The organism is Enterovibrio baiacu (genome assembly GCF_004120195.1).
GTDB lineage: Bacteria > Pseudomonadota > Gammaproteobacteria > Enterobacterales > Vibrionaceae > Enterovibrio > Enterovibrio baiacui.
In genome coordinates this window covers 191,522-204,356 of the sequence record NZ_SCHN01000007.1, presented here as the reverse complement: position 1 = coordinate 204,356, position 12,835 = coordinate 191,522, and the positions used below count along the sequence as shown (strand labels likewise).

Below are 12,835 nucleotides of genomic sequence, written 5' to 3'. Positions count from 1 at the left end.
TTCTCCCTTTATGAACTGAGGTGCTCCGCTTTAACGAGCATGGTTAGACCATTGCTTAAACGTACGCGAACCTCGTCCTTATTAAGTTCTACAATCGTAGCGGGCATGTTGCCATTACCCATATTAACGTTAACGTCCTTACCTACGACAATATCTTCGGCGTTGAGTTCACGACGTGGCTCAACTGGCTTCTTAGTAAGCTTAGTATTTTTTGCCTTGGCTGGTCGAGATTTTGCTTGGTTAGCCGTTGATTTATTTGCTTTTGGTGATTTTTTGTCTTTCGCGTTAGACTTTTTGTCACCTTGTTTCGCAGCTTGCTCTTTACGACGCTCAGCAGCTCTCGCTTTGCTTTCAGCCAACGCAGTTTGAGCATGCTCAATGTGCTCTTGCTCAAGTGCGCCACAATCACCACCGTCTAGATCAACGCGAACAGCACCTTCTTTTGCGCCATATAGGTAACGCCAGGAAGACGTGTATTGACGCAGCGCGGCACGAAGTTGGGTTTTACTGACCTTTGGATCATCAGCAAGACGTTCAGACAAGTCTTGGAAAATGCCGATTTTCAGAGGACGCGCTTCACCTTCAAGAGTGAAACAGTTCGGGAAACGCTCAGCGATATATGCAATAACTTGTTTGCTGTTGGCCAGTTTTTCAGTGTTTTCCATTTTTCTTCCTGTCTCTTTGCGCGATGGCGACAATAGAGATTGTGTACGAGTTAACAAAATAAGTGCTGCGTATTATAGATACCTGAGTGCGAAAAACCACAGAGAACCTTAAATTTAGAGGTGTTTTTGCAATTCATTGACCAATAAAGTGAGTCCGGTTTCATCATGCACATCAAATCTTGCTTTTTCTGGACTATCTATATCCAAAACACCAACAAGTTTACCCTTCACATATAACGGTAAAACAACTTCTGAATTACTGGCTGCATCACATGCGATATGCCCTTCAAATAAGTGCACATCTTCTATACGTAGGACAGAATCCTGACTGAACGCAGTACCGCAAACGCCTTTTCCATAAGGAATACGCACACAAGCTGGCTTACCTTGAAACGGACCCAACACCAATTCGTTGCCATCATCGAGGTAAAAACCTGCCCAGTTTATGCATTCGAGCTCTTGAAAAAGCAGTGCACTGACATTGGCAAGGTTTGCAATCAAGTTGGGTTCCCCTTCGATCAACGCGACAGCTTGACGAGTAAGAAGGTGGTAGAACGCGGTTTTGTTTTCCATTGATTTACAGCATCCGTATGAAGGAGGCGGTAACCGTATAATGTATTTATCTGAGGTTCAATAGTGAAATTGCCCAAAAAAGTCCAGACTGCTTCAAGATGGTTACGAATTTATCTTGATGAAATCATGAAAGTTATGTGGCTAAACGCCAGACGTTTGTATCTTTAGTGAAGATAATGAATTCAGCGTCATGCATTAACACTGAAAATGATCGCCCAAGAATTGAACAAATTCATTGAGATATCTGCGTTTTATGCATAATTTCATGTCCTGAGCGGGCGAGAAAGTTTATGATGCTTTCGCTTTTGAGATGATGCTGTCTTGAATATGAACACGCATCGGCGTCTGTCAGACTCAACACTTAGTATACTAAGCTGTACAGCTTGAATTCCCAATCAGGAAAAACTCGCAACCTTATGAGGTGGAATCAGCCATGCGCGTGCTGCGATGCACATCTTGTGACTTGATATTACATAACGTGTCTGTAGCACGAGGCTACAGCGCATGCTGCCCTGGGTGTGGCTCACGGGTGGCTAAAAATACGTCACTCAGTTTTTCTGGTGAAATCGCGCTAGCGCTTGCCGCACTAGCGCTGTTCTTTCCCGCGCAGTTATTTCCTTTGATCAGCATTGAACTGATTGGCGTTAACTTATCGACCACGGTTGGAAGTGGCGCTGTTATCCTGCTTTCCACCTTTCCATTTGTTGGTCTGTTGGTGCTGTTCTGCACCGTGTTTTCGCCGTTCGTCTTCCTTTTGTCGATTTTGCTATCAAATGTCGCACTTCACTATCAGCACGCGAAAAGTCTCTACTACACCACGTATGTGTTAAAGCTCATTAGACACTGGGTTATGGTTGATGTGTTTCTTGTCAGCCTTGGCATTGCAGGCTTCAAAGTCGCTGACATCGCCGAAATTTCGGTCGGCCGTGGCCTCTTTAGCTTTGTGCTACTTCAGATCCTAATGGCGGCTTTGCTTTCTCGCGTATCCCCCAAGCGTTATTGGGACGCCTATTCTGCCAAAGCAGAGTTGATGAATAATGCTAAAAGCCAACCCCAAACCACACTCACACTGGATGATGAGCACATGATTGGGTGCAAGCACTGCGGTCTCGCACAAGATGCAGCGCACACGCATTGCGCTCGCTGTGGTGCAAAGCTTGAAAGGCGTATCTTCCAAAGTATTCAGAAAACATGGGCATGTTTAATCGCTGCCACAATTTTCATCTTCCCCGCGAACTTTTTCGCTATTTCGATTTTGCTCACGAACGGCAAACGATTAGAAGACACCATTTTTTCCGGCGTTGCACACCTGATTAAAACAGGCATGTATGGCATCGCCATTATCATTTTTACCGCCAGTATCATTGTGCCGGTCGCGAAAATTGTCAGCCTTGCTTACATCCTCGTTTGCATTCACCTCAAAGTGGAGTCAGGCCGTAAGCAACGGATGAAAATGTACCGTTTCGTTAAATGGATTGGTAAATGGTCCGTCATGGATTTGTGCGTTATCGCCATCATGATGTCCCTTATCGACCGTGGACGCCTTCTCGATTTTACACCCGGCCCCGGTGCTATTGCCTTTGGCTTAGTTGTGGTGCTTACCATGATCGCAGCTGAAAGCCTCGATTCTCGTCTTATTTGGGATAAATATGAGCAACGTTGAACAACCTCAAATCAAAGAGCCGACGATTAAAAAAGACAGAGGGATCTCCCCTTTGTGGATTTTTACCGCCCTTGCTTTCTTGTTAGCGGGTTGGCTTCTCTATCGTTCGGTCAGTGAAGCTGGCGAACGCATTGAAATTCAATTTACCGATGCACAAGGGATTGAAGCAGGAAGAACCACCATCCGTTATCAAGGCTTGGAAGTAGGTATGATCCGCAAAATCAATCTGGCGGATGACCTGCAAAGCATCACAGCAGAAGCTGATATTTACCCCGAAGCGACGAAGATCCTTAAAGAGGACACGGTGTTTTGGGTGGTTAAACCCAAAGCCTCTATCACAGGTATAAGCGGACTCGATGCGCTGGTTTCAGGTAACTATATCGCGGTATTTCCGGGCGCTGGCGATTCGAGAACACGATTTGTTGCAGCGGAAGAAGCGCCACCTGTTGCCTTTGATGACGACAGCATGCACGTTGTGCTTGAAGCACCCGATTTAGGATCATTGAGCATCGGTTCTGGCGTGTATTACAAAAAAATACGCGTTGGCGAAGTCTATGACTACCGTTTAACCAAAGACAAAACCCGCGTGAAAGTGTCGCTCAAAGTGAAGAAAGAGCACGCGAGCTTGGTAACGGAAAAGTCGCGCTTTTGGAATGTGAGTGGCGTGAGTGCCGATGTGTCGTTATCGGGTGTCGATGTCAAAGTTGAAAACCTCGCTTCTGTTCTCGCTGGCGGTGTGGCGTTTGATTCGCCAATGGGAGCACCACAAGCACCTGACATGACAACATTCCAACTGTACAGCTCTATTAACGACACAGACCGCGGCATTCCGATCACTATCGACTTGCCTGCGAACCACAACATCAAAAACCCTGAGGCCCCTATCGTCTATCAAGGGCTAGAAGTCGGGCGCTTGAACGATATCTCATTCAATAAAGATTTCACGGGCACCATTGCGAAAGCCAACATTGATCCTGCGATGGCATGGATATTAAAGAGCAACAGTGAGTTCATCATTGAAGCCCCGCAACTCAATTTCGATGGTCTGAAAAATCTGCCGAATTTGTTTACAGGGAACACCCTGTCTATCACCCCGGGCGATGGCAAAGAAACGCATACGTTCAGTGCGAAAAGTACAGATTCCATCATGGCTGCGGATCCTCGCGCACTGACCGTGTCGTTAAGTGCCGACAACGCGTGGGGTTTGGGGCGAAATACCAAGATCCTTTACCGTGGCATGCAAGTGGGCTTCGTGAACAAAACAGCGTTGAATGACGGTTCAGTCAGCCTCGAGGTCATTATCGACCCGCAATACAAACATCTGGTGAAGAGTCAGACACGCTTCTTCATCGTTGGCGGTGTAACAGGCCAAATCACCTCAGAAGGTGTTGAGTTTATTGTGCCAGCTGTCGCGCAAATGGCGGAGCCAGCCATTAGCTTTACCAGCGAAGGTGAAGCGAAAGTCCGCGATAACTACACCCTCTTTAAATCTGAAATCCAAGCGCGAAACGCGAAAGACAGCTTAAAGGGCTATCGAACGCTAACCCTTATTGCTGCAAAACTGCCGTCAGTGTCCGAAGGCAGCCCCGTGATGTATAAGAACTTCACCGTCGGCAAAGTCGAAGGTTTCCAATTGGCAAAAAACAGCGTCGAAGTTCAGGTAAAAATCGAGAATCGATACCACCACCTGATCACAGACAAAACCGTGTTTTGGAACCAATCAGGTGTCGACATTAAAGCGAGCTTGTCTGGCGTACATATCGATACAGGTTCGTTGAAATCTATCGTATCTGGCGGTATTTCGTTTGGCGACATTCAAGGTATCGACAACAAAAATGGCCGTCATTGGAAGCTATACGACAGTCTGACAGATGCACAAAACTACGGGCTAAAAATCGCCTTTACTGCAGACGAAGCCAATGGCCTCTCGGCAGGTAGCAAGATCCGCTATCAAGGCGTTGATGTTGGTGAAGTGACAGATCTCTCCCCTGCCTTCCAATATGAAGGCGTGATCGTAAATGCCATTTTGTACCCTGAGTATTCAAGCAAACTGGCTAAAGCGACGAGTTATTTTTGGGTAGCGCAGCCTACATTGAGCCTAACCAAAACCGAGAACTTGGATTCTCTGTTTGGCGCGTATATTTCCGTCGTACCGGGCAATGGCAAGCTACGTGAAGAATTCCAGCTTCACAACGCTGCGGAATACAAAGGCGGCCTGACACTGGTTCTAGAGAGCGAAAATCGTGGCTCTGTGAACGTGGGAACCCCGATTCTATTCCGCGACTTTGAGGTAGGTACCGTCACCGATGTGCGTCTTGGCCGTTTCGCTGACCGCGTCCTGATTGAAGTGAAGATCAGTGATGATTACAAACATTTGGTTCGCAACAACACAGTATTCTGGAACCGTTCTGGTGTGGATGTTTCAATCGGCTTAACCGGCGCGACCGTGCGTAGTGGCACCATTGAGAGCATCCTGAAAGGCGGCATCGCGTTCGCAACACCTGAAGGCGAAGCCTTAGCCGCACCAGCGCGTTCTGATCAGCATTACTTGCTACACCGTGAAGCAAAGTCTGAGTGGGAATCATGGCGCACAGCCATTCCTGAGTTCTAACACGGCTGAGCCAAGTTCAAACCGAACACAAATGCCCCGAAAAGCGCGATTCTTTATAAAGGATCGCGCTTTTTCTTTGCCTAGCGTTGAGAGAATCTGGCGTCTTCAGCGCTTTCCTTTTACACTTCGCCATCAAGAAATTTCAGTAAGAGACACGTTCAAGTGCATCCAAACATCGAATTGCCAGAGTTATTCCTAAAACAAGTTGAGCAAATCCTTCCATCTCACCTTTCTATGGACGATTTCATCGACGCGTGTAAGCGCCCGTTACGCCGAAGCATTCGCGTAAACACGCTCAAGAACTCTGTCGAAGACTTTAAGATCCGCGCGCAAGAGAAAGGTTGGGCATTATCGCCTGTGCCTTGGTGCGATACCGGGTTTTGGATTGAACGTGAAGAAAATGCCGATACCGTGCCGCTTGGTAACACTGCAGAGCACATGGCGGGGCTTTTCTATATTCAAGAAGCCAGCTCCATGCTACCTGTCACCGCCCTACTTGAGAACAATACCGACCTGGAACGTGTGTTGGACATGGCAGCTGCTCCAGGGTCAAAAACAACCCAAATTGCTGCGGCATTAAATAACCAAGGCGTGCTCGTTGCTAACGAGTATTCAGCAAGCCGTGTGAAGGTGCTTCACGCTAACCTGCTTCGTTGTGGCGTCTACAATGCAGCGCTAACAAACTTTGATGGTCGCGTGTTTGGTGGTTGGCTGCCAGAAAGCTTTGATGCCATCTTGTTGGATGCACCCTGCTCTGGCGAAGGCACGATTCGAAAAGATGCCGATGCCATGAGCAACTGGAGTCCTGAATCAGTGACTGAGATTGCCAACACACAACGTGACTTGATTGTCAGTGCCTTCCACGCGCTAAAAGCCGGCGGCTCGCTAGTGTATTCAACCTGCACATTGAACCACGAAGAAAACCAGCACATTTGTCATTTCCTAAAAGACACTTTTGGCGATGCGGTTGAGTTTGAGCCCTTGAACCATTTGTTCGAGGGGGCGGAAAAAGCCTGCACGGAAGAAGGCTTCCTGCACGTATTCCCGCAAATCTTCGATAGCGAAGGTTTCTTTGTTGCTCGCGTTCGAAAAATTGAAAATGTGAACAGCGAAATGGTGAAAAAGCGTCCGCGCAACTTCCCATTCAAACCAGCGACACGCAAAGACTCTGCCGACGTGATTACGGCTGTCGAGTCTTCATTGGGTATCGTCGTGCCGCGCAGCGCAACCGTGTGGCTGCGTGACAAAGAAGTATGGCTGTTCCCGAAAGCCGTAGAACTGTTGCTACCAGAAATTAAGTTCGACCGCATTGGATTGAAGTTGGCAGAGTCGCACAAGAACGGTTACCGCTGGCAACACGAGACGGTCATGGCATTGGCGACGGGCAAAGAAGCCATCTGCCTCGACCTGTCGGCAGAAAATGCTAAAGAATGGTACATGGGTCGAGATATTAGACCACAAGATCTCACAGGAAAAGGTGAAGTGATTGTATGTTACCGAGGCCAACCGATCGGAATTGGCAAATGGGTAGGCAATAGAATTAAAAATGGTCTTCCAAGAGAACTAGTTAGAGATGTGAACTTATTTATTGATTGATTAGTTTTCATTTTCTCAATGATGAAACGCCGTAAGAACCTTGCACAAGCTAAATTTTTAAGAGTTACAAATCTCCATTTAAACCAGTTAGCGCAAGGCTCTTACGAGCCATTCCCCTAAGCCCGGAACAGGAATCGTTCCGGGCTCTTTTTATTCGGCGGTCCTTCGCCTGATCATGCATTGCTTTATAGGTTTTATACCTAGCCAAACTCGCGTGGTTTGTATGCCTTACAACCTGCATCGTAATAAGCGAATTCACACGACCCAGTTTGCAAGGTCAAAGATAAGACTTCGTTGCCTGAAAAAGAGACACAAAAAAGGAACCTCTCGGTTCCTTTTGTATGAGTGTTGCTTAAATCAATCGTTAGCCGATGTTACTTGATCAAGTAAATACCGTCAGACTCAATGCGAATTCGGCGCTCTTTGTACAAACCACCAATGGTTTTCTTGAACGTCGCCTTGCTCGTACGGAAGATCTCAAAGATTTCCGCAGGGCTGCTCTTGTCGGTGACTGGCAGGAAACCGCCTTTCATTTCGAGAGTACGAATGACTTTATCTGACAGGTCATCCACTTTACCCTTACCCAATTTCTGCAAAGACAGGTCAATCTTACCGTCTTCACGAATTTGCTTGATGAAGGCTTTCAGTGATTTACCAACAAACAGCTTACCAAACGCTTCCGTTTTGAAGATCAAACCCCAGTGGCTATCGTTAATAGCACACTTGTAGCCCAGATCCGTTTGCTCAACGACAGTGATATGTACCTGCTCGCCCAGTTTGTAACGCGCTGGTGTTTTATCAAGGAACTTGTTGAACTTGGTTGAGCCAACAATGCGGCCTGATGCATTATCCAAGTACAGATAAACAAGGTACGAATGGTTTTCTTGCATTCGCATGCGCTGCTCACTGAACGGCACCAGCAAGTCTTTCGGCAAACCCCAGTTTAAAAACGCACCGACGGGCGTCGTATTGATGCAGTTCAGTTTTGCGAACTGACCAACGTGCGCCAAAGGTGTTTCTGTCGTCGCGATAATGTCGTCTTCAGAGTCAAAATAAATGAATACTTCGATTTCATCACCGAGTTGAGTGTCTTTTGGTACATAGCGTTTCGGCAACAAAATGTTTCCGTATTCACTGCCGCCATCGACGAAAATACCAAAATCGACTTCTTTCACCACGGTTAGTGTATTCAACTGACCAATTTTAATCATTGATGCTCTGCTCTTTCGTTTTTCAATTAGGCGCAGTATACGGGATTTGCTGCGCATGCGTTGTAGTTATTTGAATACAACGAAGTGATTGCCTTTTCTTCATCCAATTTACGTCTCACTCGCGCGCTGACCCGCGTCGCATTAGGGGTTGGCATTAGATGCCTTATAGATCAAAAACGCCGCGAATTACCGCGGCGTTTTCATTGGCATGAGAGGCATCTTACTGGAAAAGGATTTCCACGTTGGCACCTTCTGCAAGTTGAATAATGTGCGTATCACTTTGCTGTGTTAGCACAGCAACCGGTTTCTCCGCCAACTGTGCTTTACGAATGGTATCAAGAATCAAACCACGCACCGCTTCATTGTGCTTATTGAAACCGTAAGGCAGTGCATCGTTTTCAAAATCGACGCCCAAGGTAAACGCGGCCAAATGATCAACGTCCACAATGATGCCATCAAAATACGCCAACAAGGGTTCGGCGAGTAATGCATTTGCAGGAAGCTGGCACGCGAGGTGCACCTTTAATCCATTCGCGCCACGGCATAAACCGCGTTCTGCCAATCGATCAATCATAGTTGCAGCTTCACTTGATGTGCGAACAAACGGCACCACAATCTCAACAGGAAGCTTCTTATCAACAATGGCGGATTTGAGCACTTCACACTCCAACACAAAGCCTGGGCGACCAATGTCACTCACATAACGTGACACGCCACGTAACCCCATATTCGGGTTCGGCTCTTCCGCTTCAACGTCACTGTTTGCTAACTGACGAAGTTGCAGCGAGCTGTTGTGGTTCAACATAATACGAAGCGGTTGATCAGCATTTTTCTGGTATGCCGTTTCAATCAAATCAACCAGCTTTGAAACCGCCTTTGCACTGTCGTCTAACGACGCGGGGTGGACATTAATGGCGGAAGCATAAAGGTCACCCAAGGCAATCATGCCTAAGGCGTTGTCATTGTTTTCTAGCTGAGAAGGGGTTTTAAAAACGTAAGAGTAAGTCAATTCCATTTGAGACATAGCGCACCAATACTGCCTTGTGATGATTGAGCTGCCAAAGAGGCAATTTTTCTTGAAACAAATCGAGGGTTTATCCAAACAACAGATTTGTCTCTATCTGCCTCAAAACATACCCAGAGACACTCGGGGATACAAGCGAAAATATTAATTTCTAGCGTGAACGTGAAAACCTTGAAATCCACAGCGCAAAATACCAGCAATGGCAACGAGAACAGACGAAATGTAAAGCAATAAACACATTTAATTGCGCAAAGATCGCTTCCCCGCTTTTATGTCCGCGAATTTTTGCTATCTTACTGGCTTTGCATCAAAACTGAAGTAAGGAAGGCAGTGTCCATGCCAATAAAAACAGACGAACTCAGAACGCAACCTGTTGACACTTTGCCAACACCTTCAGAAGTGGAAAATGAACATCCACTGACTGATAGCATTGCCCAGCACATTGCCGCATCACGCAAACAAGCCGAAGATATTCTCGCCGGCAGAGACAGCCGCCTTCTCGTGGTTGTTGGCCCTTGTTCGATTCACGATCCAGAAGCGGGACTTGATTACGCCCGCCGATTGAAAGAAAAAGCAGAGCAGCACAAAGACAACCTGCACATTGTTATGCGTACCTATTTCGAAAAGCCACGCACCGTTGTTGGCTGGAAAGGCATGATTAACGATCCACACTTGGATGGCAGCTGTCATTTACGCGAAGGCTTGTTCAAGGCGCGTAAGTTCCTTCTCGATGTCAACGCACTCGGCATGCCAACCGCCACCGAATTCCTCGATATGATCACGGGCCAGTACATCGCTGACTTGGTGACGTGGGGTGCCATTGGCGCGCGTACGACCGAATCTCAAATTCACCGTGAAATGGCGTCAGCCCTTTCTTGCCCTGTTGGCTTTAAGAACGGTACAGATGGCAACATCAAAATCGCAATTGATGCGATTCGTTCAAGCCAAACGTCACACCTATTCTGTTCACCAAACAAAGAAGGCGTCATGACCATTTACCGCACAAGCGGCAACCCATATGGTCATGTAATTTTGCGCGGTGGCCACCAGCCTAACTACAAGCGTGAAGACATCGCTAACGCGGCTGAAAACCTTAAAGGCTTCAACCTAGTGCCAAAATTGGTTGTTGATTTCAGCCATGCGAACTGTGAAAAACAACACAGACGTCAGCTTGATGTTGCGAAAAACATTTGTGAGCAAATCACCAATGGTGACACCTTCATTGCGGGCATCATGGCGGAAAGCTTTATCGAGGAAGGCAATCAAGCGGTTGAGAAAGACAACATTTGCGGTTTGACCTATGGTAAATCCATCACTGACCCATGCTTGGGTTGGAATGATACCTGCGACATGCTGGATATGTTGGCGAGCGCCATTGAAAAACGTAATACCGACAACTAAGCAATTTGTTGTAGAATTCGTCTAATTTTCTCAAGTAAACATCAGGATAATACTATGCCTTCTTTTGACATCGTCTCTGAAATTGATAACGTCGAACTAAGAAACGCCGTAGATAACTCAATGCGAGAACTCGCGACTCGTTTCGATTTTCGTGGTGTTGACGCTAGCTTCGAGCTAAACAAAGAAGTCGTCAAAGTGTCTGCTGATTCAGATTTCCAAGTCACCCAGATGATCGACATTCTTCGTGGTAACTTGGCAAAGCGTGGCGTAGATGCAAGAGCGATGGAGCCTAAAGACGTCGTTCACACCGGCAAAACTTGGTCGCAAGATGTTCATTTCAAAAACGGCATCGAGGCATTGATTGCGAAGAAGCTGGTGAAGATGATCAAAGACGCAAAGATCAAAGTTCAAGCGCAAATCCAAGGTGAGCAATTGCGCATTACGGGTAAAAAGCGTGATGACCTACAAGCGGTAATGCAGTTGGCACGTGAATCTGATCTTGGCCAGCCTTTCCAGTTCAATAACTTCCGCGACTGATACACGTCAGAACACCGCATATAAACACTGTAAAGCGCCCTTTCGGGCGCTTTTTCATTCCTTTCAATCTCTTTTCAAATTTTAATACACGCTCTCTCAAAGGCTTACTGCTAAAACAAGTTCTTTACGCGTTATCCTTCGGATAAATGCTCACTGCCACCACTTGAGAGTATTCCTATGAAAAAAGCGGCGTTGGGCGCTTCTCTTGCCCTTTGTTTGTTTAGTCAATTTGCACATTCATCAACCCTAAGTATCTATGTCGCTGCACATGCGGACGACTGGCAGCTTTTTATGAATCCCAGTGCCTACAACGATGTGAAAAAACCCAGTAACAAAGTCGTTTTCCTTCACTTCACTGCAGGTGATGCGGGCTTGGGAGATGGGCCCCTTCAGCACCCTAAATACATTGCGAGAGAAGAGGGAGCAAAGAGTGCTATTCGATTCATGGTGAACACTCAAAATGGCGCGCGCGGGAGAGAAGAAAGCGTGTCCACTGTTACAGTGAATGACCACACCTTAGAACGATCGGCTTACAGCAACACCGTATCCTATTTTTTCCGCCTACCGGACGGCTCGGGTAATGGCAGTGGTTATAACTTCACAGGATATTCATCACTCGAAAAGCTCAGAAATGGCGATGTAGACCAACTTCTAACGGTGGATGGTGTGGATACCTTCGACGGCTGGAAAGATTTAGTCTGGACCATCGAGCAGCTTGTTGCAGAAGAAGCCGTTGGATTCTCTACTATTCAGATACACGCAGCTGAAACCAACATCGCCGAGCATGGCAATCATGGAGACCACTCCGATCACCAGGCAGTATCTTGGTTAATGCAAGACATTCAAACATTCAGTTTGAAAGAGCATTGCTTTGATTTTCGGTTTTATCAAAATTACAGAACGGCATCCTTGGCGCGAAACGTGTCCGACAGCGAACTTATTGTCAATGCAGGGACATGGGGAGTAACAACCGGAAGTATTGCCGATAACTATCACAATAGTACGTGGGATCGCGGCCACAATGCATGGCTCACACGCATGTACCGACGCGAACTGAATACCAATACAGCGTGTCAGACGAGAAAAAACATCGCTAAAGATGCAACCATTACCGCGTCATCAGAGAACTATTCAACGGGACAAACTGCCGATAATACGGTTGATGGTGTCTATTCAGGCTACCCAACGGATTACAGAATTACCCAAAAAGCAGAATGGGCAAGTAACCGAGAGAAGAGCGGTGCTTGGATAAAATATGAATGGGCTCAGTCAGTCACGCTCGACCAAATCACTCTCTATGACCGACCAAATCTCGTCGATCATATCACGGGCGGTGAAATTGTACTTCATGACGGAAACAACACGACAACACTGCCGTTTAATCAACTTTCAAACAACGGCTTCGCCTTCCCTATAGGCTTCAATTCACAGCGAGTGAACGCCGTTACCATTCGAGTAACATCAACGTCACAAAGCACCGCAAACACAGGCTTAGCGGAAGTCGAAATGTTCTCGCCATTTGAGTAGCCCTAGAACGAATACAAACGCCTGTTG

The 12,835-nt window shown here is 46.9% G+C and carries 10 protein-coding genes; 6 read left to right on the top strand and 4 right to left on the bottom strand.

Features of this window, described 5'->3' with window-relative positions; genetic code table 11:
- Positions 1-8: 8 nt before the first annotated feature.
- Together proQ and EQP46_RS05725 are read right to left on the bottom strand one after the other, a co-directional pair.
- On the bottom strand, positions 9-665 hold the full coding sequence (gene proQ, locus EQP46_RS05730; RefSeq protein ID WP_129492733.1) for an RNA chaperone ProQ: 657 nt from the start codon (positions 663-665) through the stop codon (positions 9-11).
- A gap of 114 nt (positions 666-779) precedes the next feature.
- The gene (locus tag EQP46_RS05725) at positions 780-1,238 is read right to left on the bottom strand and encodes a GAF domain-containing protein (protein ID WP_129492732.1); all 459 of its coding nucleotides are present in this window, start codon (positions 1,236-1,238) and stop codon (positions 780-782) included.
- A 433-nt stretch (positions 1,239-1,671) separates the two neighbouring features.
- Here EQP46_RS05725 and EQP46_RS05720 point away from each other — a divergent pair, with 433 nt between their 5' ends.
- From EQP46_RS05720 to rsmF, 3 genes are all read left to right on the top strand, one after another.
- Positions 1,672-2,901 carry a paraquat-inducible protein A gene (locus EQP46_RS05720; protein WP_129492731.1) on the top strand — a complete coding sequence of 410 codons (1,230 nt, stop codon included), beginning with the start codon at positions 1,672-1,674 and terminating at the stop codon, positions 2,899-2,901.
- Complete coding sequence (locus EQP46_RS05715; protein ID WP_129492730.1) at positions 2,888-5,512, top strand: PqiB family protein; 2,625 nt, start codon at positions 2,888-2,890, stop codon at positions 5,510-5,512. The genes EQP46_RS05720 and EQP46_RS05715 overlap by 14 nt, the downstream gene beginning before the upstream one ends.
- A 162-nt stretch (positions 5,513-5,674) precedes the next feature.
- Positions 5,675-7,108 (top strand): 16S rRNA (cytosine(1407)-C(5))-methyltransferase RsmF, encoded by a 1,434-nt coding sequence (rsmF, locus tag EQP46_RS05710; RefSeq protein ID WP_129492729.1) that lies wholly within the window; start codon positions 5,675-5,677, stop codon positions 7,106-7,108.
- Between the two features lie 374 nt (positions 7,109-7,482).
- Here the strand turns inward: rsmF and EQP46_RS05705 are convergent, their stop codons facing one another.
- Positions 7,483-8,319: a CvfB family protein gene (locus EQP46_RS05705; protein ID WP_129492728.1), complete on the bottom strand. Its 837-nt coding sequence runs from the start codon at positions 8,317-8,319 to the stop codon at positions 7,483-7,485.
- Between the two features lie 220 nt (positions 8,320-8,539).
- Positions 8,540-9,343, bottom strand: coding sequence for a putative PEP-binding protein (locus EQP46_RS05700; RefSeq protein ID WP_129492727.1), 804 nt, complete (start codon positions 9,341-9,343; stop codon positions 8,540-8,542).
- 336 nt (positions 9,344-9,679) lie between these two features.
- Here EQP46_RS05700 and EQP46_RS05695 point away from each other — a divergent pair, with 336 nt between their 5' ends.
- The 3 genes from EQP46_RS05695 (at position 9,680) to EQP46_RS05685 (ending at position 12,808) form a co-directional block, all read left to right on the top strand.
- The gene (locus tag EQP46_RS05695; RefSeq protein WP_129492726.1) at positions 9,680-10,744 is read left to right on the top strand and encodes a 3-deoxy-7-phosphoheptulonate synthase; all 1,065 of its coding nucleotides are present in this window, start codon (positions 9,680-9,682) and stop codon (positions 10,742-10,744) included.
- A 54-nt stretch (positions 10,745-10,798) separates the two neighbouring features.
- Entirely contained in the window at positions 10,799-11,281 is a 483-nt protein-coding gene (locus EQP46_RS05690; protein WP_129492725.1) for a YajQ family cyclic di-GMP-binding protein, read from the top strand.
- A gap of 177 nt (positions 11,282-11,458) precedes the next feature.
- Complete coding sequence (locus EQP46_RS05685; RefSeq protein ID WP_129492724.1) at positions 11,459-12,808, top strand: DUF7402 domain-containing protein; 1,350 nt, start codon at positions 11,459-11,461, stop codon at positions 12,806-12,808.
- Positions 12,809-12,835: the final 27 nt, after the last annotated feature.